We start from the raw sequence: 21,024 nt of genomic DNA on the forward strand, positions 1-21,024 counted from the left end.
TTTGGTCAGCGCGCCGGCTGCTCGTTGTGATTGCGATCGAAGGTCAAGGTGCGTACCGCATTGCCTTCGTTCAGATTGACGGTATTGACCTGCTCGGGAATGAAATCGACCAGCACGCTGTCGCGGATGGCCGCGGCCTTCCACAGCGGGGTCTGTTCGATTTCCTGGAACACGGTGACGCGCTCGGCGTCGGCATTCACGCCAACCCAGCGCAGGGGCAGGCGCGCCTGGTCCTGTCCCAGGATGGAAAAGCGGCCCTCGACATACTTGCGCAGCACGTCCTGGTCGTCCGGATCGGTGAGATCGAACTGGCGTCCGTACAGGTTCGCCAGCAAGGCCTCGACATCGTGCGCCATATAGGTGTGCACGACCTCGGTGTTGCCGGTGCGGGCGTTGAAGGCGATGTCCGTGATCCCCGCGTGGAAGCGGTGGGCGGACACCGCCGCGCTGCACAGCAGCAGCGCGGCGGCAATGGCGGTCCTCAAGCCCCGCATCATTGCGCCGCCTTCGTTTCGGCTTCGGGCTTCTTCAGCGTCGCATTGAAGTCCTTCATCATGTCGCCTTGTTCGCGCTGCGACTTGAACAGCTCCAGGCGCGACGGCGTCAGCTTGCGCGGCCAGGCGTTGTTGTCGACGTTGATATCGGCCGTCTCCCAGTACGGGTCTTGCGTGAGGCCGACCATCGGCTCGTCGGTGACGATCAGTTTCGTGATCTTCGATGGCGAATGGCGCCAGACTTCGGCCGGAATACGCTCGATGTATTTTTTACCGCTCGCGAGCTGGATCTCCAGGACCAGTGGCGTCACCAGGCCGCCGACATTCGTGAAATCGACCAGGTACAGGTGCTTGTTCGAGGCGAGCAGCGCCTTTTCCCAGTCTTCCAGCTTGTCCTGCGACTCGTTGAACTTGTTGCGGTCGGCATTCGTGACCGTGAAGTCGTCGTGCTCGTTGTAGAAATCCTTCAGTTCAGGATGCGCGTCGACGCGGCGCGGCGTGCCCTTGTTGCGCTGGTCGGTCAGCGATATCGGCTCCGCTTCCTTCAGCTTGCGGCGCCATGCCTTCTCAAGCTCCGGATTCTGCGAGCTGATCGTGTATTCGCTGATGCCGTCCACGCTCACGTCCACGGCGTCCGTCGTGTAGAACCAGCCGCGCCAGAACCAGTCGAGGTCCGTGCCCGAGGCGTCTTCCATCGTGCGGAACAGGTCGGCCGGCGTCGGCCGCCTGAACTTCCAGCGGCGGCCGTATTCCTTGAAGGCGAAGTCGAACAGCTCGCGCCCGAGCACGGTCTCGCGCAGGATGTTCAGGGCCGTGGCCGGCTTGCCGTAGGCGTTCGGGCCGCGCTGCAGGACCGATTCCGAATTCGTCATGATCGGCGTCTGGTTTTTACTCCGCATGTAGTCGGTGATGTCGCGTGGCTCGCCGCGGCGCGCCGGGTAGTTCTCTTCCCATGCCTCTTCGGCGAGGAATTGCAGGAAGGAGTTCAGGCCTTCGTCCATCCAGGTCCACTGGCGCTCGTCGGAGTTGACGATCATCGGATAGTAGTTGTGGCCGACCTCGTGGATGATCACGCTGATCAGGCCATATTTGGTCGCCTTCGAATACGTGCGCTCGCCGGTCTTTTTATCCCTGGTCGGACGCCCGCCGTTGAACGAGATCATCGGGTATTCCATGCCGCCGATCGGGCCGTTCACGGAAATCGCGGTCGGGTAGGGATAGTCGAAGGAGTATTTGCTGTACTGCTCGATCGTGTGGACGACCGCCTGGGTCGAATACTTTTCCCACAGCGGATTGCCTTCCTTCGGATAGTAGGACATCGCCATCACGGGATTGGCGCCGCTCCTGATGCCCTGCGCGTCCCAGATGAACTTGCGGCTCGAGGCAAAGGCGAAATCGCGCACGTTGTTCGCCTTGAAGCGCCAGGTTTTAGTGGCGCCGTTGCTGATGCCTGCGCGTGCCTTTTCGGCCGCTTCGGCCTCAAGCTGGGTGACGATGATCACCGGCGTCTTCGCCGTGCGGGCTTTCGCCAGGCGCTCGCGCTGGGCGGCCGTCAGGACCTCGCCCGGGTTCTGCAGTTCGCCGGTCGCGGCGACGATGTGGTCGGCCGGGACCGTGAGCGCGACATCGTAGTCGCCGAATTCGAGCGTGAATTCGCCGTCGCCCAGGTACTGCTTGTTTTGCCAGCCGGCGGCGTCGTAATAGGCGGCCATGCGCGGGAACCACTGGGCGACTTCGAACAAGTCGTTCTTGTCCTCCTTGTCGAAACGCTCGTAGCCGGTGCGGCGGCCGACGATGTTCGCCTCGGGAATGTTGAAGCGCCAGTCGAGCGCGAACGAGAAACGCTGGCCGGGCCGCAATGGCTGCGGGAGGTCGATGCGCATCATCGTCTTGTTGACGACGTGGCGCAGGGGAGCGCCGCCCGCCGTCCTCACGTTGCCGACCTGGATGCCGCCATCGAAGGCGCGGCTGTCGAAAGTGGCGCGCAGCGCATCGAACTTCACGCCGTCCGCGCCCGTCTTCTGCCAGGCCTCGCGCGAGGGAATGGTCGCGATGTTGCGGTTGTCGGAATCCGCGCGGAACATGTTCTGGTCCAGCTGCAGCCACAGGTATGTCAGGGTGTCGGGCGAATTGTTGTGGTAGGTGATGGTGCCGGAGCCGGTAATCGAACGCTTGTTCTCGTCGAGCGCCGCGCGCAGGGTGTAGTCGGCGCGCTGCTGCCAGTAGGCGTGGCCCGGCGCGCCGGAGGCGGTGCGGGTGCTCGATGGCGTCGGCAGCAGCTCGTCGAGCTGGCGGAACTTGTCGTCGAATTTGTCGGCGGCGTGGGCGCCGGCGGACAGGGCCAGGCTCAACGCGGCGAGGCGGGCAAGATGCTTCATGCTTGTCTTATCGTGTACTAAAAAATGGAAACCGGCGGCTGCGCTTCGCACGCAGCCACCGGCTCGAACCCTACAGAGTACAAAGGCCGATCACTGCACCTTCGGCACCGTGTCCTTTTCCTTCTTGGCGTCCTCGGCCGCTTTTTCTTCCCTGGTCTTCAGCTTGGTATTGAAGTCCTTCATCATGTCGTTGCCCTGGCCACGTTCCGACTTGAACAGCTCCAGGCGCGACGGCGTCAGTTTGCGCGGCCAGGCGTTGTTGTTCTGGTCGATGTCGGCCGTTTCCCAGAACGGATCCTGGGTCAGGCTCGTCATCGGCTCGTCGGTGACGATCAGCTTCGTGATCTTCTTCGGCGAGTAGCGCCAGACTTCGGCCGGAATGCGCTCGATGTATTTCTTGCCGCTGGCGAGCTGGATCTCGAGGACCAGCGGCGTGACCAGCCCGCCAAGGTTCGAGAAGTCGACCAGGTACAGGTGCTTGCCCGAGGAGAGCAGGGCCTTTTCCCAGTCCTCCAGCTTTTCCTGCGCCTCGTTGTACTTGTTACGGTCGGCATTCGTGACCGTAAAATCGTCGTGCTCGTTGTAGAAGTCCTTCAGTTCAGGGTGCGCATCGACGCGGCGCGGCGTGCCCTTGTTGCGCTGGTCGGTCAGCGACATCGGCTCGGCGTCCTTGAGCTTCTTGCGCCAGGCCTTCTCGATTTCCGGATTCTGGCTGCTGACGGTGTACTCGCTGATGCCGTCCACGCTCACGTCCACCGCGTCGGTCGTGTAGAACCAGCCGCGCCAGAACCAGTCGAGGTCCGTACCCGACGCGTTTTCCATGGTGCGGAAGAAGTCCGACGGGGTCGGGCGCTTGAATTTCCAGCGCTGTGCGTATTCTTTAAAAGCGAAATCGAACAGGTCGCGGCCCAGCACCGTTTCGCGCAGCACGGTCAGTGCGGCGGCTGGCTTGGCGTAGGCGTTATTGCCGAACTGGAGGAGCGACTCCGAGTTGGTCATGATCGGCACCTGGTTGCGGCTCTTCATGTAGTCGGTAATCAGGCGCGGCTCGCCGCGCATTTCCGGCCAGTTCTCTTCCCAGGCTTCCTGGGCCAGGGTCTGGACGAAGGAGTTGATGCCCTCGTCCATCCAGGTCCACTGGCGCTCGTCCGAATTCACGATCATCGGGAAGTAGTTGTGGCCGACTTCGTGGATGATCACGCCGATCAGGCCATATTTCGTGCGCTTCCCGTAGGTCAGCTCGCCCGTCTTCTTGTCCTTGGTCGGACGCGGACCGTTGAACGAGATCATCGGGTATTCCATGCCGCCCACCGGACCGTTCACGGAAATCGCGGTCGGATACGGATAGTCGAAGGAGTACTTGCTGTACTGTTCGATGGTGTGGACCACCGCCTGCGTGGAATACTTCTCCCACAGCGGATTGCCTTCCTTCGGATAGTAGGACATCGCCATGACGTCGTTGTCGCCGCTCCTGATGCCCTGCGCGTCCCAGATGAACTTGCGGCTCGAGGCGAACGCGAAGTCGCGCACGTTCTTCGCCTTGAAGTGCCAGGTCTTGGTGGCGCCGTTGCTGATGCCTGCGCGCGCCTTTTCGGCCGCTTCCGCCTCGGCCTGGGTGACGATGATCACCGGGGTCTTCGAGGTGCGTGCCCTGGCCAGGCGGTCGCGCTGGGCAGCCGTCAGGACCGAACCCGGATTCTGCAGCACGCCGGTCGAGGCGACGACGTGGTCCGAAGGGACCGTGATCTCGACATCGTAGTCGCCGAATTCGAGCGTGAATTCACCGGCACCCAAGAACTGCTTGTGCTGCCAGCCGTAGACGTCGTAGTAGGCCGCCATGCGCGGGAACCACTGGGCGATCTCGAACAGGTCGTTCTTGTCTTCGTCGAACTTCTCGTAGCCCGAACGGCCGCCGAGCACCTTCTGCTCGTTGATCCTGTAGTTCCACTCAACCTCAAAACTGAAGCGCTGGCCCGGTTTCAGCGGCTGCGGCAGGTCGATGCGCATCATGGTGCGGTTGATGACGTAGGCCAGCTTGCGGCTCCCCGCCTTCACGCCCGTGATGTTGAAGCCGCCGTCGAAAGTGAGGCCTTCGAGCGTGCTGCGCATCGAGTCGAACTTCATCCCTTCTTCCGGGCTGCGCGGCTTGGCCCAGGCTTCGCGCGACACCGCGGTGGCCGACATGCGCGCGTCCGAGTTCGGCTTGTAGATGTTCTGGTCGAGCTGCACCCACAGATAATTGAGGGTATCAGGGGAGTTGTTGTGATACGTGATCGTCTCGGCAGCGCGGATCGAACGGTTCGCTTCGTCGAGCGTCGCGCGGATCACATAGTCCGCGCGCTGCTGCCAGTAGGCGTGGCCGGGCGCACCCGAGGCGGTGCGGATGGTCGACGGCGTCGGCAGCAATTCGTCGAGCTGACGGAATTTGTCGTCGAATGGATCGGCCGCAAAAGCGGACACGCTGAAGCACAGCGCGACCACGGCGATTGGCAAACGGATCATGTTTCCCCTGTTGTTATAGATAATTGGAGAAAGTATTCTAAGGGTATCTTTCAGGCAAGCCTTCGCCGGATTTGTAAAAAAGCTGATACATAATGCATATGCAACACGCATCACTCCGCCCGCCTGAAGGGCAGGTCGAAGGATCCCGACACGAGGCGCCCACCATCGCCCGCCATCTGCAGTTCGAGCTTGCGCGACAGGACGAACAGCACGTCCGGCGCGGCCGCGTACAGCGGCTCCCAGGCAGCGCCACGCAAGGCGACCATCAGCTGGCCGTCGCGGCGCGCGATGGTGAAGTCGCCCTGGCCGGGCACGAGGTAGCGGCCCGCGAGCTTCTCCTGCGCGGCCAGCTCCAGCGCCACCGCCTTGCGCTCTGTCGGCTGCTGGCTCGGCCACTTGTATTCCGCGGCCAGCGCGCGCAGTACGCTGTTGGCCAGTTCCCCGCCGTTGGCGCCATTCGTCATCACCACCGCGCCGTCTCCGTGCCTGGCATACGCGAACAGGGTGTTCTGGTAGCCCATGTTGCTGCCGCCGTGGGCAAAGCTCAGGGCCTGTCCCTCACCCTCGATTTGCAGGCCAAGGCCGTAGCGGTTGTCCACCGGTGCGATCATGGTGCGCGCCATCCGGGGCGACAGCACGCCTTTGCCGCCTTGTAGACTGCGCTGCAGGTCGAGCGCGAAGCGCGCCAGGTCGGCCGGCGTGGTCCACAGGCCGGCCGCGGCCAGTTCCGGATAGGTATGAGGTCCACCGGCGTAGGGCTGGCCCGCCTCGTCGTGAGGCAGCGCGGCGCGCCCCAGCAGGCTGGCCGGCAGCGGCTGGGCAAAGCGGCTGTCGGCCATGCCTGCCGGCTTGAGGACGGTCTCGAGCAGCAGGGCGTCGAAAGGCTTGCCGCTGCGGTCGATCAGCGCCTGCTGGACGATGGTGTAGCCGCCGCCCGAATAGCGCCAGGCGCTGCCCGGCACCGTGACGATGCGCACCGGTTTCGTGTTCGCCGGCGGCGCCCCGTCGAGTACTTGCACCAGGGTCGGCACCGGCTTGTCGGCCGCATAGCCGGGAAAGCCCGAGACGCTCGTCCCCGCCGTGTGCGACAGCAGCTGGCGTACCGTGGCGCTTGTGTTGCCGGCGCCGGGGCCGGGCGGCAGATGCCAGGTGGTGAGCACCGTATTGATGTCGGCATCGAGATCGAGCTCGCCGCGTTCGGCCAGGCGCAGCGCCGCCATCGCCGTCACCGGCTTGCTGATCGAGGCTGCCTGGAACAGGGTGTCGGGCGTGACCGCCGGTCCGCCCTCATAAACGACGCCGTAGCCGCGTGTCCAGGCGATTTTTCCGTTGCGGATCAGGGCGATGCTCACGCCGGGCACGTGCAGGCGCCGCATTTCTTCAAGCAGCGCGCGCGGCGCCGCCGGCTCTCCGGCAACGACCACCGGCGTGCGCAGCCCACGCTCGACGCGGGCGATCTCGTCATCGTGAGCGCTGGTGGAGGCGGCGAAGACGGGCAGGGCGGCAAATGCAAGGACAGGCAAGGCGTATGCGGCGGCGCGGATGGTTGCGATGGACATGGTCGGCAGGCTGTAGTTGAAAGAACCCATCCTGGCACGATCGCGTCCCCATTTTCCCGGACTTGCGACGAACTGCAGGATGGCGCGACAGGCGGCTGCCTGCTTCTCCCTCACGCCAGCAGCTTCAGGTCGAGCGCCCGCTCGGCCAGCCACACCATGGCAATCAGCGCAATCAGCGCCGAGCCGCCGGCCAGCACCACGCGCCGGTAGAACAGCCCGCGCCGCAATGCATAGGCCAGCGGCAGGAACAGGCCGACGATCGCCAGCTGCCCCAGCTCCACCCCGACGTTGAATCCCACCAGCGACAGCACGAGCGCTCCTTGCGGCAGCCCGAGGTCGGCCAGCACGCTGGCAAAGCCGAAGCCGTGGATCAGGCCGAAAACGAAAGCGACAAGCGCGCGCCAGCGGTGCACCAGCGGCCACAGGTTGTTCAGGGCGGCCAGGACCACCGAGGCGGCGATCGCCGATTCGACCAGCCGGGACGGTAGGCTGAGCGCGCCCAGCGCGGCCAGGGTCAAGGTCAGCGAATGCGCCAGCGTGAATGCCGTCACGATTTTCAGGACGTCGATGACCGACGCCTTCAAGGTCTCGCGTCCCTGCCAGCGGCCTTCATGGCGCACCAGTACCGCCGGCAGCAGCAACGAGACGAGGAACAGGATGTGGTCGAAGCCGATCCAGATATGCCAGACGCCGTGGCGCACGTATTCGGAAAACTGGCGCCAGCGCGAGGGCGCGGCCACCTGCAGCGTCTGGCTGCGCGCATCGGGCGCGAAGATCGCGGTGCCGGTCTTGGCGCCATGGGTCAGCCGCAATAAACCCTTGTGCTGCGGGTCGATGTCGAACAACAGGTTATAGCCGACCGTCAAAGCGGTTACCGGCGACGCGCAGGCCGCCTGCAGGCGCAGCACGGCATAGGCGCCGTCGGTATGGCTGTCGACCAGGTGCTCTGTGACGCGCAAGGGGCAGGCCGCGCCGCCGCTGGACAGCTTCAGGCGAGAGAGCGAATACGCGGCGATCGCCTCGTGGCGCGCGCGCACCTCGTCCCAGGTGATGGCGGCGTCGCCGTTCGCGTCGAGCCCGACGGCCATCTCGAGGTCGCGCAGGGCGATGTCCCACTGCCCGTCGATGCGGTCGCCCTGCACGTTCAAACTCAGGTAACTGTCGCTCGCCTTGTGCGCCTGCGCGGGCAGGGCGCAGCCAAGCAGCAGCGCCATCAAGATCAGGCAGCGCGCGATCATGCCTTGTTCCCCAGGAGCGCCGTGGTCGCGGCAAGGGTGGCGTCTTCGATGGCGCTGGTGTTGAGCCAGTTGCGGACGATGGCGCGCGCCTCCGGGTCGCCGCTGGCGGCGGCGGCCTGGGCGAGGATGCGCAGGTCCGCCGGCTCCTTCTGCACCGCCCAGTTCAGCTTCGCCAGGCGCACGGCGGCGGCCGTGTCGCCGCGCAGGACCAGCTCGAAGCGCGCCTGTTCGCGCTGGTGCACGCTGTCGCGGCGGCGCATGGCGGCGTCGAAGCGCGCCGCCAGTTCGGCGCTCGCACGGGAAGCGTCCGGCCGCCGCGCATCTTTCAGGGCGATCGCGTAGCGCAGCAGCAGCGCGTCGGCCGCGGTCTTGTCCTTCAGGAGCGTGACGACTTCCGCCGGGCGGCCGCGGTCGAGCAGGAAATCGGCGTAGGCGCCGAGCAGGTAGCTGTCGGCCGGGTCGAGGGCAAGCGCCTCGCGAAAACGCGATTCCGCCGCGTCGAGCCGGCCAAGGCGCGCGGCCATCTCGCCGAGCAGGGTGGCGACCCAGGCGCGCAGCATCGGGGAACTGTCGGCGCGCGCCGCATAGGTCTGGCGCAGGCGTTCGTAGCTGGGCGCCGCCTGGCCGCTGATGCTGCCCACGCTGGACAGGCAGGCCTGCACCACCAGTTCCGGCGCGCGCGAATACAGGCGCATGCAGCTGCTGCGCGCGCCCGCAAAATCGCCGGTGATCAGCTGCACCGTGGCGCGCGTCAGCCAGGCCTGGCTGTTGCCGCTGTCGCGTTTTAATACGGTTTCAAGGTCCGTCAGGGCAGGGGCGAACTGGTGGGTGCTCTGGCGCAGCGTCGCGCGCAGCACCAGGACCGGGGAGGGCGGCTGCGGCTGGGTCCACCAGGGGGCAAGGGCCGCCTGGGCATAGCCGAGATAGCGTGGATCGCCGTCGCGCCGGCTTTGTTCGATATAGCGCTGGGCCAGCCCGGTGGCGAGGTCCAGGTTGTGCGGATCGGCACCGAGCGCCGTGCGCAGGGTCTGCAGCTCGCGGCGCGCGGGATCGAGGCCGCCGGGCAGCCGTTCGAGCACCTGGGCGCCGCTCGCCGGAACATGGGGAGCCGCAGGCGCCGTCGCGATGACGCAGGCGCAGGCGGAGAAAAGCACAATCTTGCCGAGCATGGATACTCCGGAAGAAGAGCACGCGGGGCGCCTGGGCACCCCGCGCGGGAACATCAGATCAACCGACCGGTTTCGGTTCGGTGTCTTCGGGTGTCGTCGCGGTCACGCCGTCGGTCGCTTCCGGTTCACCGTCGTCGATCAGGGAGTAGACGCGTGCGGCGACGTAGTCGAAGAACGAGTCGCTCCCGAACGCCGGCGTGGTCGGCGTGCCGGCCGTCGGCGGCGGGTCGTGGCGCGGCGCGTCGCTGCCGCTGCCGCAGGCAGTCAGGACGAGTGCCGTGCACAGGGCCGCCACGCGCAGGGCGCCACGCGGCGGGCGGGGAAGAAGTTGCATGGACATGATCGTTCTCCTCGCTTACTGGTTGCCCGGCAGCGGCGTGTTCAGGTAAGGGAAGGCCGCCTTGAAGCTGTTGGCATCCTTGCGCACGCCGTCGGTCAGCGGCAGGCCGCCGGCCGGTGCGTCCGACGGCTTGCAGCCGACGCCGAGCGCATCGTTCGCGCCGGTCAGCACGCACAGTGCGCCCATCGCCACGCGCAGCGAGACATCGACGATATCGTCGGCCGGACGGCGTCCGTTCGGGAAGCCCGCATTGTCGCCGGCGGCGACGCCGAGCACATTCTGCGAGGCCTGGGCGGTCGGTTCGATGCTCGTATTCAGGCGCAGCATTTCGGACGCGACGACGTTCTTCGGCTGGTTCACGCCGGGAAGGCCCTTCAGGAAGGCGGTGACCAGGTCGGTGCGCGGGAAGTTGGTCGGCGCCTTGGCCGACGGGAACAGGGTCTCGACGACCGCCGGCAGCACCGGATTGGTCACGTAGTTGGCCCACTGGGCATCATCCCGCGGCTTGGAGGCGTTGAAGCGGTCCTTGTCGTCCATGCCGATGATGACTTCGTTCACGAGCGGCATGCCGACGCGCGAGACCTGCGTCCAGGCGCCGCCTTCCTTGACGGCGTTATTGATGCCCGATGCAGGGATCGGGTTGATCAGGCGTGCCTGGCGCATGCTGGCCGTGGCATAGGCGCCGATCACCGGATCGGCGGCGGTCGCCAGGCAGCCCACCGGCAGCTCGAGCGCGATCGAGCTGACGTTCTTGTTTTCCAGGTCGTTCTTGTTGCCGCCCGATTCCGCGCCGAGCGGGTTCAGGTTGAACAGGTCGAAGATCTTGCCGACCGCGATGTAGAAGGGCTCCTTGCGCTGGCCGACGAACACGCGGCCGGTGCCGCAGCCGGGAACGTTGATGTCGTAGATATGCTGGTTGGCATAGGTTTCGTAGCCGCCCGTGCCGCCGAAGACCTTGTCGCCGATGTTGTCCACGGGCTTGTCGAATTCGGTGGCGCCGTTCGCTGCCGCCAGGCGCGTGCGGGTGCCGCTGCGGCGGTCGCCCTTGACCATGTCGATGGTATAGGTTTCGCGCACGTTCAGCGAAGCCGGATTGACGCCGCTGATGGTCGACGAATTGATCAGGGGGATCAAGACCTGCTTGCCGCCGATGGTCAGCGCGGTGCGTTTCGAGGTGTTCTTGAAGCGGATCTGGAAGGTGATGTCTTCCTTGGCGTCGCCGTTGTTGTCGACGTGAATTTCGTACAGGGCGTTCTGGTCGAACTGGTAGAAGTTCGGGCCGCCCTGCGGATCCTGGAACGGAATGAAGTTCGCAATCATGGTCACGAAGCCGCTGCGGCCGGGAGCATAGCTGCGGAACATGTAGAAGTCGGTACCGTCGACTTTTGGTGAATTCGTCAAAAATGGGGCTTCACGGTGACTTGAGGCAACCGCCGGGCCGGACAGCGCAGCAAGCGCCGCACCTGCCAAAACGGCTAATGTCCATAGGGATTTCTTCTGCACTTGTCTCATCTCGCTCTCCGGTAAATAGGGTGGTTTAATTTTTAGTCGGCTTACTAATTTGATGATATTGATTATCATGCAAGTCGGTCGCACGATTGTGTGGACAGGAACATGTCCTCTCGCACAGCCGGCCGTATCGACATATACGCAGCCCCGGGCTTATTGGATTCAAAATATTTTCTTGCAATGTCTCAGCCGTAAATATGGTATTTTTCTTTTCATCATCACGAGCGCCATGACCATGATTTCCAGGGAAGCACATTGAGCACCGTCGCAGCACAATCCGATCCGGCGCAGTTGCGCGCCTGGCTGCACGGGGCGGCGCACCGCGACCGCACGGCCTTCCGCTCGCTCTACGACGCCAGCTCGCCCAAACTGTATGGCCTGGCCCTGCGCATACTCGGACGGCGCGAGCTGGCCGAAGAGGTGCTGCAAGAAAGTTTTGTAGCGATCTGGCACCACGCGATCGATTACGAAAGCGCGCTGTCCGCGCCGATGACCTGGATGACGACGATCGTGCGCAACCGCGCCTTCGACGTACTGCGGCGTACCCGCAACGACGACACCGACACGATCGACGGCGCGGCCCTCGAGTCCATCGCCGACCTGACGGCCACGCCGGCCGAGCGTCTGCAGATGAGCAGGGAAGCGCAGGCGCTGGCCGACTGCATGGCAACCCTTGAAGAAAGACACCGCGAAGTCATCGGCATGGCCTTCTTCCACGACCTGTCGCATAGCGACGTCGCCGACAAGCTGACGCTGCCGCTCGGTACGGTGAAAACCTGGATCCGGCGCAGCCTGGCGCGCCTGCATAGCTGCCTGAGCGCGCGGGGGGCCGCATGAACCTGCGTGGCAACGAAGCCTTGCGCGAACGCCTGGCGGCCGAATATGTGCTCGGTACCCTGCGCGGACGCGCGCGCCGCCGTTTCGAGAGCCTGATGTACAACGATGCGGCCCTGCGCCGCACCACCCGCGAATGGAACGAGCGCATTGGCGCGATGGCCGAATTCGCACCGGCAGTAGCACCCGACAAGCGCGTCTGGCGCGCTATCGAGGACCGGCTGGATCTGCGCCCGGCCGCCCCGGGCTGGCAGTTCTGGCGCCATGGCTCGCTGGCGCTGTGGCGCGGCTTCGGCCTGGCCTCGTCCGCCGTCGCTGCACTGCTGCTGGTCGCGGTGCTGGCCGTGCGGCCCGATACCGGGTACCTGAGCGGGCACCTGGGCGCGCGGGTGAGCGACATCGCCAGCCTGACGGATGAAGGCGCGCGTCCAGCCGTGGTGGTCACGGCCGACCGCCAACGCAATCTGATGACGGTAAAAGTTGTCGCGAGCGTCGCCTTGACGCCGCAGCAGGCCTTGCAACTCTGGGCCGTGCCGCGCGACGGCAAGCCGCGTTCGCTCGGCGTGCTGGGCGCGCGACGCGAGCTGACCCTGCCGCTGCCGGCGAATGCCATCGGCGCGGACGTCGCGCTGCTGGCGGTCAGCCTGGAACCGAAAGGCGGCTCCCCCGATCCGAACGGGCCAAGCGGCCCGATCCTGTACAAGGGCAGCTGGGCGCGCCTGCTGTAAGCGCTCGCTGCGCCGTACCGGCAGCGCTGCCGCAAGCCTTGCGGCAGCGCTGTCCATCACGCTGCCAGGCCTGCCTTGCCTGCCGGGGCGGTCCTGCGCACCCCAACCAGTACGCCTATCCCAAGCAGGAGCAGCGCGACCGGGGCCGGTTCCGGTACCTCCCCGGCGTCGAGACGGATGTCGTCGATCACCAGGTCGCCGTCGGCCATGAAACGCAGCTCGGTCAGTCCGGTCCACATGGGCGCGGTGATCGGGCCCAGCTGCGACAGCGCCAGCAAAGTGCTGAGCTCGCTGTTGTCGCCGAAGATGCCCGTGATGCGCAGCGCGGCACTGCCCTGGGTGTCGAGCGATCCGGCGGCCAGTCCTGCAAAGCTGAACAGGCCACCATCGTTTGCCATCAGGCTGACCGTACTGCCGTCGAGCAGTACGAGCGCGCCGGTCATGGCACTGCCCAGGCCATCGATCGTGAGGAAGCCGGCTGCCTCGCCGCTCAGGGCAAAGCCGGCTTCGCGATACACGGCGCGGCCGCTGGCGTTGTCGATATCGATGAGTGCCGGGCTGTCGAAGTTGACGACGGCGGCCCCGGCAAGCTGGCTTGCGCCCAGGGCGCAGGCGGTGGCCAGTGCACCAAGTAGTTTTTTCATGTCGGTCTCCTGTGATGGATGCTTACTGCGCGCCTGGTAGCGGCGTGTTCAGGTACGGGAAGCCGGACAGGAAGGGCTGGACTGCCTGGTCGACCGCATCGTGCAGCCGGAAGGCGGTCGCACCCAGCGGCACGGCGGACGGGTTGCAGGCCGCGCCGAAGCCGAACGCGTTGTTGTTCCCGTTGGCCATGCACAGGCCGCCCATCGCCACCACCAGCGAGATGTCGACCACATCATCCTTCGGACGGCGGCCGTTCGGATAGCCGGCGTTGTCGGATCCGCCGGCGAGCACATTGCCCACGATGCCGAGCCGGTTCTGCTGGGCAAACGGCACCGCCGGGATCGACGTGTTCAGGCGCAGCATTTCGGATGGCGTCGGATTGAGCGGACGGTTGACGTTCGCGATGCCGGTCAGGAAAGCGGTCACCAGGTCCTGGCGCGGCAGGTTGCGCGGCGCGGCGCTGCCCGGCGCCAGTCCCATCGCAATCTCCACCAGTCGCGGCAGCGTCGGGTTGGTGACATAGGTGGCGAACTGGCCGTCATTTTGCGGCAGTGAGCTGTTGAAGCGGTCCTTGTCCGGCAGGCCGATGATCACTTCGTTCACGAGCGGCATGCCGAGACGCGAGACCTGGACGAAAGCGCCGCCATAGCTGACCGTGGTCTGGTGGCCGGAGGGCGGGTTCGCATTGACCAGCTGGCTTTGACGGATGCTGGCCGTGGTCCAGGTGCCGATCACCGGATCGGCCGTCGTCTTCGACAGCAGGCAGCTCTTGTGGACTTCCACCGCCAGCGAGGTCACGTTCTTGTTGGCCAGCGGGTTGGGCGCGGCATTGATCAGCGACGGATTGGTGATCACCGACAGCGGCGCGTTGATCAGGTCGAACACCGTGCCGAGGTTGACGGCAAAGCCTTCGCGCCGCTGTCCGGCAAACACGCGGCCCGGCACCGAGCAGCCGGGAATGGTCACCTCATAGACGTGCTGGGCTGCATACGCGGCATACTGCGGGATGGTCTTGGTGCCGATATTGTCGACCGGCTTGTCGAAACTGGTGGCGCCGCTGCCCACCCGCGCCAGCGCCGCTGCCTGGCCGCTGCGCCGGTCGCCACGGATCAGGGTGACGGTGAACTTTTCGTTGACGTTCAGCGCCGGCGAATTCGGTCCCTGCACCTGGCCTGCCTGGGTCAGCGGAATGGGTACGCTCTGGGTGCCGATCGGCAGCGAGATACGGTTGAAGACATTCTGGAAGCGGAACTGGAAGGTCAGGTCTTCCTTCGCATCGCCGTTATTGTCGATGTGAATCTCGTAGAGGGCGTTCGGATCCATTTTGAAATAATTCGGCCCGCCGAACGGATCCTGCAAGGGCTGGTAGTTCGCGATCAGGGTCACATATCCGGAACGCCCCTGTTCATAGCTGTTGAAGGCATAGAGATCGGTGCCGTCGACTTTCGGCTGGGTGGTGATGAACGGGGCTTCGCGGTGGCTCGATGCCTGGGCGGGCAGTGCCGCCACGATGGCCAGGAGAGGACAGCTTGCGGCGATGAGTAATTCACGGAACGATGGACGGCGTACGGCGTGGTCAACCATGATGCGTCTCCTTGATGAATTTAAATTGCCAAAATAATCAAATTTTTGCTTGTTTTGCAGTCTCCGGCTGAGAACCTGGCCCTCGATTTGCCAAAAATGCGGCTTTTGAAGCCGTAGGCATAAAATGTGCCACGATCCGAATTGCCTATGACACGTTCAGGCCGCCCAGCCGGCAAGGGTGGTCGCCTGTAAAGGATTCCGACAAATTGCAGTGCGAAAATTTCTAGGAACGGGGGGAAGGTGCTGCAGACAATGCAGGTGCGCTGACGGATTGCGGTCGGACCAGGAACCGGTTTCCGGCAGGGTTTTATTTGGCTGGCAAGGGGGGCAGGGTCGCGAGGATGGCCTCGAGCTTGACGGGCTTGACCAGGTAATGGTCGAAGCCCGCCTCGTGCGCCAGCCGGGCGCAGTCGGGCGACAGGTGGCCGGTGATGGCGACGATCAGCACGTCCGCCATCTGCGGCATGCGGCGCAGCGCCGCGCACAGGTCGAAACCGCTCTGGTCGGGCAGGTGAATCGCGGTGAAGACGGCTTGCGGGCGGAACAGGGGAGCCCAGGCGAGGGCTTCGGTGCCCGTGGTGACGGTCTTGACTTCATACCCCATGCTCAGGAACAGGGCCGCGAACAGGTCGCGCGTTTCCTCGCTGCGGTCGGCCAGGAGAATCCGGAAAGGCTGCTCTCCACATGTCGTTGGAAGCATCTCATTGCCTTTCGTAAACATCGAAACCCAGTATGGGCGTCGCGTCGCGGTAAACGCAAGGCATTTGTACTGCCGTGCACCGAAAAAGGGCGGGTCCTACGACAGTGCAATATGTAAAACATTCACATTGTCACGTCACGACACAATGCAGGTGCTGTAGGATGGGGCATGGTCAAAAAAGCCCTGATTGTTGATGACTTCCCCTTCGACGCCGAATTGACGCGCCGCGTCCTGCAGAGCTGCACCGCGGAGCATGAAATCGTCGTGGTATCGGATGGGGAAGAAGCACTGCGCGAACTGAACAAGGAGCAGGACTTCGACGTCGTCCTGCTCGACCTGAAGCTGCCCAAGGTGGACGGTTTCGAAGTCCTCAAGGAGATCTCCTCGAAGCCCTTTCTGTCCGACATCCCCGTCATCGTGCTGTCGAGCTCGCGCAACGAGGCGGACCGCATGCGCACGCGCGTGCTCGGCGCCGGGGACTTCGTCGAGAAGGCGATCGATTATGCGGTGTTCAAGGCGGAGTTGACGCGGGCGCTGGCGCAGTTCGGGTTCGCGTAAGCGGCGGGCGCCCGTCCTGCGCCTTTTCAAAGCTCATGCAGCGGTCCCGGTTCACCAGCCGACTGGTCAGCTGATCAGGCCGGCAGCGCCGCCGGCACGGTCCAGGCGCCGTCCGCATACACCCGTTCCTCGCCCAGGTAGACGGCATCGGTCACCACGAACACGTCGATGTGGTAGCGCGCATCCTTCCTTTTGAAACCCGGCTTCGGATACACGCCGTGCTTCGCGCCGAGCGAGAGGTGGATGCCGCACATGCGCTCGTAAGTGCCGATGTCGTCGACGCGGCGCTCGCGGGTAAAGGCGCGGTTCATGCCGAAGCCCAGTTCGCGCACCCAGACTTCGCCCTCGTCGGCGCGGATGTTGTCGAGGACCTGCCGGAAGGCGGGCGTCGCGTTTTCGGCCCCGACCACGCGTCCGCGCTCGACGACGATCGTCACCGGCACGGCGGGCCGGTTCGACAGGTAGGAGGTGTCGCCGAACACGTGGATCTGCGCGCGCCCGTTGACCGCTTCCAGGTCGAGCGCCTCGGTAAACACTTCGCCGATCGGGAACTGGCCGCCGACGTTGTTCATCTCGCCGTAGTCGCCCACGTTCAGCTTGGCCGGCTCCAGCGGCGAGGCAAAGCGCAGCTCTTCTCCGCCGCCGCAGACGCGCGCATGGGGCGCCGCGTCGATGCGGCTTTTCAGCGCGCGGCCGACGCCGCGGAAGTAGGCGGGATCGTAGGCCAGCGCTTCGATGTAGTGCTCGCCTTGCACCCCGGGCATGCGCGACAGGTGCACGTGCTCGACCACTTTCAGCCCGAGCTTGAACAGCTCGACGCGAATCCGGAAGGCCTCGAGGCGGAAATTGGTCGACTGGACCAGCACCACCAGGTCCTTCGGCGCCAGCTCGCGGAAGCGTTTTAAAACCTCGGCGTGTTCGACGCTGTCGAAGTCGAGGAAATCGGCCTGCGGCAGGTTGCGCCGGTAGGCTTCCACCAGTGCGCGCGCCAGGCCCGTGCGCGTATCGTAGACGACCAGCGCCCGCTGGTGCGGGCCGTGTTCGATGGCGATGGCGAGGACGTTTTCCAGGTGGCTGGCGGCGGCGTCGACGGCGTGCGGGGGCAGGTCGGGCGTGGGGGCGAGGGCGGGAGCGGTCATGGCGGGAGAGGGCACGGATGGACCCGGCATTATAAGGTTTCGGGCGCGGTTTTCACGATCGGGATTTTCCCAGGGGCGCATGAGTCGCCCCTTGCGGTGCCGCCAGGCGCTACCGGGCGAACGGCGCGCCGCGAAGGAGCCGGGGCAGTTATGATTTAGACAGCAATGACCGCCCGTCGCACCTGGGCGGTATGCATATCTCCAATCACTCGGGAACGGCGCAGCACGATGGCAACACGATGGGACACGCCAACCAGCACCTGGCTGGAAGACGAGACGAGCGGGCAGTTCGCGCTCCAGGCCACGACCGGCCTGGGGCCGATCGACTGGCAGGCGCATGCACGCGGCCGGCTGCCGGACGTCGCCCATCTGCTCGGCGCTTCGCTGCCCACCAGCTGCGCACACGCCGGCATCTACCCTGAAGGTTTCAGTTTTTGCCCCACCTGCGGCGCGCCGCTCGAACGGCTCGATGGCCAGGTCCGGCACCAGCCCGACTGGTGGGGCGCCGCCAGCGACCAGGCCCTGCCGCGCCACGTGCCGCACGGTTTGCCGGTGACCTCGCTGGCGCTGGGCGACCGCCTCGAAGGACGGCCCGCCGCCCCGGCAGTCAACCGCGCGGAACTGGCCATGCCGGCGCCGCCGAACGCGCATTGCGTCTTCATCGCCGGCACCTACGGCTTTCCCGAGCAGAGGTTGCTGGCCCTCGCGCCGGCACGCGGCGTGCTGCAGTACTGGGATCCGCTGGCCCAGCTGTGGCACGTGATGGGCGCCGAAGAAGCGGGCGCCGAGCTGCGCTTCAACGCCGGGGGCTACGGCTGGCTGCCCGCACTCAATCCCGCGCGCGGGGAGGTCGGCATCGTGCCGCTCGATACGGGTCTGTCTCGCCTGTGGATCAATCCGGTCAACGAAAGCTACCGCCTTGAGCTGCTGTTCGCCGGGCGCCTGGCCTCGAGCCCCGGCGTCATGCGGCGCCAGGTCGGCTGCCTGTACGTGGAAGACGGCGTACTGAACCTGCTCGATGCGCAGCTCGACTTCGTCAACGGCACGACCTGGGAATGCCCGGATGCGCCGACCTCGGGCTGGATGCGCCCGATCGGCTACGACAACCGCCTGTTCTGGCTGCATCCGCAAGGACAGCTGGTCTGGCGGCCGGGCGAAGAGCCGCGCTGGACGCCGTGGCCGCGCGGCTGGACGCCGAAGCTCGATTTCGGCGGCCCGACCCAAAGCCGCGACGGCCGCCTGTGGCACATCGGGCACGACGGCCAGGCCTATTCCTTCCTCGAACTCGGCGCCGACAATCCCCAGGTGGAACCGATCGACGGCGCCCGTCTCGGCTTTGCCAACTTCCTGTTCCGGCGCGGCCATCCGGTGCTCGATCAACCCTGGTCGGCCGAGCACATCGAAGACGCGGCCCAGGACGATTCGCTGGTGCTGCCGCTGCTGCGCAGCTTTAATAACAACCGCAGCCAGCCGAGCGGCCTGGTGCTGCGCTTTCATGCCTACACCGGCCGCGCCGAGGAGGCGCTGGCGGGCCGCACGATCGCGCGCACGACGATCGAATGGATCGGCAAGCGCAACCTGATCCTCGACGAGGTCGCGCGCCTGGCGCGGCCGCTCGACTGCGTGCCTTTCGTGTATGCCGGCGCGCTATGGCTGCACCATCCGAACTGGAACACGGTGCGCGGCTGGCGCCTGGAAGCCCTGACGTGATGGCGGCGCTGGCACGTATCCTCGTGGTCGCCGCGCTGCTGTGCGGCGCGGGCGCAAGCCGGGCCACGCCGCATGTCTTCCTGGTCCAGAACTCGGGCTGGATGGAGCCCTTCTACAGCGATCCCGCCTCGCCCTTCAAGCCGCTGGTGACGGAACTGGCGCTCGCCGTGGCTCAGCCGGGCGACGCGCTGGTAGTGGCCGCCTTCAACCAGTCGCAGCCGAATGCGCCGTCGCCGCGTGCGCTCGTCTCCACCACGGTCGACAAGGGTACGCGCACGGCCGTCACGCGCGCGCTGGCCGGCCTCGATACGGCCCATAAAGCGGGCGGCGCGCTGGCCGACACCGACCTCGGCGAAGCGGTGGGGGCCGCCCTGGGCCAGGCGCTGGGCGGCAAGGACGGCATCGTCTGGCTCGTCACGAACAACCGCAACAGCCCGAACAACGACCAGGCCACCGCCCAGCGCAACCGCGAGTTCTATCAGTTGATCCACCAGGGCGGCAGGATCCGCACCGCGCTCGCTTTCCCGCTGCGCATGCCGGTGAAGGGCGCGCACTACAGCGCGAACGGTCTGATGGTGTATGCCTTCGCCATCGGAGAGGGCGGCGCGCGCGCCCTCGACGGCTTGCTGGCCTCGGGCGCTGTGCGCAGGATCATCACCGAGCCGCCGGCGCGCCTGAAACCGCTCGACCGCGATACCGTGCGCCTGGTGCCGCGCAAGGTCGAGAATGCGCCGGGCGTCAGCTTCGCGATGGGCCAGAACGGCGTGCTGCGCGCCGACGTGGCGCCGAACGCGCGCTCGCCCAACGCGAAGATCGCCTGGCACCTCGAGAACACGATGTACCCGTACACCATCGTCAGCGCGAGCTTGAGCGCGCGCTCGAAGCTGGGCGGCGAAGACCGCGCCGTCACGCTGGGCAGCAGCCACGTGACGGCGCTGGCGCCAGGCAAGCCGCAGCCGCTGGGTTCTACCCTGCAGCTGCCGGTGGCGCAGCTGCCCGGGAAATGGTCGGTAGAAGCCCTGAAATCGGCCGGCTCGGCCTATGTGCTGCCGGGGACCATCGAGCTGCACCTGGCGGAGCAGAAGCTGGCGCTGTCCCAGGGGTTCAGGGAACGCATGACGGAACTGTTCCCGGGCGACCCCTTGCCCGACATTTTTACGCCGCCGGCCCAGGTGCAGGCCTCGACCGCCGTGCTGCCGATCGAAGTGCGGGTGCATTACGGTTCGGGCCCCTTGCTGGCCGCCGGCGGCGCCTTGCTTGCGCTGCTCGCTGCTGGTCTGGCAGCCGCCTACGGCTGGATGCGTCCACGCCGCGCACTGGTGACGGTCGAGGACGAGCAGCGCACCATGCATGCGCGTACCGGCACCGTGCAACCGATTTACGACAAGGCGGGCAATGAAGTGGCGCGCCTGAAGACCACCCTGTTCGGCCACCAGTTGATTGACCTGCGCGAAGGCGCGCAAGTCCGTCTTGGCCGCTGATCAATAAAGAAAAAAAGGAAAACACGATGCAAGCCCAAACCGATCCCGGATTCAAGCTCCCCGCCGATAAATCGACGCCGGACGACCCGCAACCAAAAACCACGCCCGAAACGGCGACCGGCCCGGTCGAGGTGGTGCCGGGCAAACTGGCGCCCGCCACCGACACCTCGACCCGCGACGTCGCCATCGGCGGCGCCATCTTCATCGTGCTGCTGGTCGTCTACTTCTTTGTTCGCAACGCCTACGTGCACCATATGGTCGTGCGCCGCGTGGCGCCGTCCACCGCCGGCAGCGCCGGCTGGATGCTGTTCGTCGGGCTTGCCTTCCTGTCGGCTGCCGTGGTGCTGGCGATCGTCAATGCGAGCAAATACCTCACCTTCGGCGTCACAGCGCCGCTGGTGGCAGTCGGCGTGGTGGCCTTGATTGCGGCGCTCGTCATCGGCCGCCGCTAAAGAA

General features: G+C 65.6%; 18 protein-coding genes. 6 read left to right on the forward strand and 12 right to left on the reverse strand.

What is annotated here, in order from left to right; genetic code table 11:
• Positions 1–5: 5 nt before the first annotated feature.
• From ACI48I_RS02665 to ACI48I_RS02700, 8 genes are all read right to left on the reverse strand, one after another.
• Positions 6–494 (reverse strand): DUF6702 family protein, encoded by a 489-nt coding sequence (locus ACI48I_RS02665; protein WP_498573342.1) that lies wholly within the window; start codon positions 492–494, stop codon positions 6–8.
• Complete coding sequence (locus ACI48I_RS02670) at positions 494–2,872, reverse strand: M1 family metallopeptidase (protein ID WP_498573262.1); 2,379 nt, start codon at positions 2,870–2,872, stop codon at positions 494–496. Before ACI48I_RS02670 ends, ACI48I_RS02665 begins: the two co-directional genes overlap by 1 nt.
• A gap of 90 nt (positions 2,873–2,962) precedes the next feature.
• Positions 2,963–5,374 (reverse strand): M1 family metallopeptidase, encoded by a 2,412-nt coding sequence (locus tag ACI48I_RS02675; RefSeq protein ID WP_498573263.1) that lies wholly within the window; start codon positions 5,372–5,374, stop codon positions 2,963–2,965.
• Positions 5,375–5,484: 110 nt separating this feature from the next.
• Entirely contained in the window at positions 5,485–6,933 is a 1,449-nt protein-coding gene (locus ACI48I_RS02680) for a serine hydrolase domain-containing protein (protein WP_193688511.1), read from the reverse strand.
• Positions 6,934–7,043: 110 nt separating this feature from the next.
• A complete protein-coding gene (locus ACI48I_RS02685; protein WP_193688512.1) occupies positions 7,044–8,171 on the reverse strand; it encodes a HupE/UreJ family protein in 1,128 nt (375 codons plus the stop codon).
• On the reverse strand, positions 8,168–9,340 hold the full coding sequence (locus tag ACI48I_RS02690; RefSeq protein ID WP_498573264.1) for a tetratricopeptide repeat protein: 1,173 nt from the start codon (positions 9,338–9,340) through the stop codon (positions 8,168–8,170). Before ACI48I_RS02690 ends, ACI48I_RS02685 begins: the two co-directional genes overlap by 4 nt.
• Positions 9,341–9,398: 58 nt before the next feature.
• A complete protein-coding gene (locus tag ACI48I_RS02695; RefSeq protein ID WP_193688514.1) occupies positions 9,399–9,680 on the reverse strand; it encodes a hypothetical protein in 282 nt (93 codons plus the stop codon).
• Between the two features lie 15 nt (positions 9,681–9,695).
• Entirely contained in the window at positions 9,696–11,261 is a 1,566-nt protein-coding gene (locus ACI48I_RS02700) for a DUF4331 domain-containing protein (protein ID WP_307727402.1), read from the reverse strand.
• A 183-nt stretch (positions 11,262–11,444) separates the two neighbouring features.
• Between ACI48I_RS02700 and ACI48I_RS02705 the strand changes: the two genes are divergently transcribed.
• Complete coding sequence (locus tag ACI48I_RS02705; RefSeq protein WP_498573265.1) at positions 11,445–12,026, forward strand: sigma-70 family RNA polymerase sigma factor; 582 nt, start codon at positions 11,445–11,447, stop codon at positions 12,024–12,026.
• Positions 12,023–12,751 (forward strand): anti-sigma factor, encoded by a 729-nt coding sequence (locus tag ACI48I_RS02710; RefSeq protein WP_498573266.1) that lies wholly within the window; start codon positions 12,023–12,025, stop codon positions 12,749–12,751. Before ACI48I_RS02705 ends, ACI48I_RS02710 begins: the two co-directional genes overlap by 4 nt.
• A gap of 56 nt (positions 12,752–12,807) precedes the next feature.
• On the opposite strand, the gene ACI48I_RS02715 is transcribed toward ACI48I_RS02710, so the two are convergent.
• From ACI48I_RS02715 to ACI48I_RS02725, 3 genes are all read right to left on the reverse strand, one after another.
• Entirely contained in the window at positions 12,808–13,395 is a 588-nt protein-coding gene (locus ACI48I_RS02715; protein ID WP_498573267.1) for a PEP-CTERM sorting domain-containing protein, read from the reverse strand.
• A 22-nt stretch (positions 13,396–13,417) separates the two neighbouring features.
• A complete protein-coding gene (locus ACI48I_RS02720; protein WP_193688518.1) occupies positions 13,418–14,980 on the reverse strand; it encodes a DUF4331 domain-containing protein in 1,563 nt (520 codons plus the stop codon).
• Between the two features lie 307 nt (positions 14,981–15,287).
• Positions 15,288–15,680 carry a response regulator gene (locus tag ACI48I_RS02725; protein WP_193688519.1) on the reverse strand — a complete coding sequence of 131 codons (393 nt, stop codon included), beginning with the start codon at positions 15,678–15,680 and terminating at the stop codon, positions 15,288–15,290.
• A gap of 168 nt (positions 15,681–15,848) precedes the next feature.
• Here ACI48I_RS02725 and ACI48I_RS02730 point away from each other — a divergent pair, with 168 nt between their 5' ends.
• Positions 15,849–16,238 carry a response regulator gene (locus ACI48I_RS02730; RefSeq protein WP_193688520.1) on the forward strand — a complete coding sequence of 130 codons (390 nt, stop codon included), beginning with the start codon at positions 15,849–15,851 and terminating at the stop codon, positions 16,236–16,238.
• Between the two features lie 74 nt (positions 16,239–16,312).
• On the opposite strand, the gene ACI48I_RS02735 is transcribed toward ACI48I_RS02730, so the two are convergent.
• Complete coding sequence (locus ACI48I_RS02735; RefSeq protein ID WP_498573343.1) at positions 16,313–17,377, reverse strand: M29 family metallopeptidase; 1,065 nt, start codon at positions 17,375–17,377, stop codon at positions 16,313–16,315.
• A 228-nt stretch (positions 17,378–17,605) separates the two neighbouring features.
• Here ACI48I_RS02735 and ACI48I_RS02740 point away from each other — a divergent pair, with 228 nt between their 5' ends.
• Genes ACI48I_RS02740 through ACI48I_RS02750 form a run of 3 tightly spaced genes read left to right on the forward strand, consistent with a single transcriptional unit; the run spans position 17,606 to position 21,020 of the window.
• Positions 17,606–19,087 (forward strand): hypothetical protein, encoded by a 1,482-nt coding sequence (locus tag ACI48I_RS02740; protein WP_498573268.1) that lies wholly within the window; start codon positions 17,606–17,608, stop codon positions 19,085–19,087.
• Positions 19,027–20,568, forward strand: coding sequence for a hypothetical protein (locus tag ACI48I_RS02745; protein WP_498573269.1), 1,542 nt, complete (start codon positions 19,027–19,029; stop codon positions 20,566–20,568). The genes ACI48I_RS02740 and ACI48I_RS02745 overlap by 61 nt, the downstream gene beginning before the upstream one ends.
• A 26-nt stretch (positions 20,569–20,594) precedes the next feature.
• The gene (locus ACI48I_RS02750) at positions 20,595–21,020 is read left to right on the forward strand and encodes a hypothetical protein (protein ID WP_193688523.1); all 426 of its coding nucleotides are present in this window, start codon (positions 20,595–20,597) and stop codon (positions 21,018–21,020) included.
• Positions 21,021–21,024: the final 4 nt, after the last annotated feature.

This window comes from Massilia sp. LXY-5 (assembly GCF_059801075.1).

Excerpts from the sequence above, each read along its gene's own strand:
- ACI48I_RS02665 (WP_498573342.1), bottom strand. The coding sequence starts at position 494 with ATGCGGGGCTTGAGGACCGCCATTGCCGCCGCGCTGCTGCTGTGCAGC.
- ACI48I_RS02670 (WP_498573262.1), bottom strand. The coding sequence starts at position 2,872 with ATGAAGCATCTTGCCCGCCTCGCCGCGTTGAGCCTGGCCCTGTCCGCC.
- ACI48I_RS02675 (WP_498573263.1), bottom strand. The coding sequence starts at position 5,374 with ATGATCCGTTTGCCAATCGCCGTGGTCGCGCTGTGCTTCAGCGTGTCC.
- ACI48I_RS02680 (WP_193688511.1), bottom strand. The coding sequence starts at position 6,933 with ATGTCCATCGCAACCATCCGCGCCGCCGCATACGCCTTGCCTGTCCTT.
- ACI48I_RS02685 (WP_193688512.1), bottom strand. The coding sequence starts at position 8,171 with ATGATCGCGCGCTGCCTGATCTTGATGGCGCTGCTGCTTGGCTGCGCC.
- ACI48I_RS02690 (WP_498573264.1), bottom strand. The coding sequence starts at position 9,340 with ATGCTCGGCAAGATTGTGCTTTTCTCCGCCTGCGCCTGCGTCATCGCG.
- ACI48I_RS02695 (WP_193688514.1), bottom strand. The coding sequence starts at position 9,680 with ATGTCCATGCAACTTCTTCCCCGCCCGCCGCGTGGCGCCCTGCGCGTG.
- ACI48I_RS02700 (WP_307727402.1), bottom strand. The coding sequence starts at position 11,261 with ATGATAATCAATATCATCAAATTAGTAAGCCGACTAAAAATTAAACCA.
- ACI48I_RS02710 (WP_498573266.1), top strand. The coding sequence starts at position 12,023 with ATGAACCTGCGTGGCAACGAAGCCTTGCGCGAACGCCTGGCGGCCGAA.
- ACI48I_RS02715 (WP_498573267.1), bottom strand. The coding sequence starts at position 13,395 with ATGAAAAAACTACTTGGTGCACTGGCCACCGCCTGCGCCCTGGGCGCA.
- ACI48I_RS02720 (WP_193688518.1), bottom strand. The coding sequence starts at position 14,980 with ATGGTTGACCACGCCGTACGCCGTCCATCGTTCCGTGAATTACTCATC.
- ACI48I_RS02725 (WP_193688519.1), bottom strand. The coding sequence starts at position 15,680 with ATGCTTCCAACGACATGTGGAGAGCAGCCTTTCCGGATTCTCCTGGCC.
- ACI48I_RS02730 (WP_193688520.1), top strand. The coding sequence starts at position 15,849 with ATGGTCAAAAAAGCCCTGATTGTTGATGACTTCCCCTTCGACGCCGAA.
- ACI48I_RS02735 (WP_498573343.1), bottom strand. The coding sequence starts at position 17,377 with ATGACCGCTCCCGCCCTCGCCCCCACGCCCGACCTGCCCCCGCACGCC.
- ACI48I_RS02740 (WP_498573268.1), top strand. The coding sequence starts at position 17,606 with ATGGCAACACGATGGGACACGCCAACCAGCACCTGGCTGGAAGACGAG.
- ACI48I_RS02745 (WP_498573269.1), top strand. The coding sequence starts at position 19,027 with ATGGCTGCACCATCCGAACTGGAACACGGTGCGCGGCTGGCGCCTGGA.
- ACI48I_RS02750 (WP_193688523.1), top strand. The coding sequence starts at position 20,595 with ATGCAAGCCCAAACCGATCCCGGATTCAAGCTCCCCGCCGATAAATCG.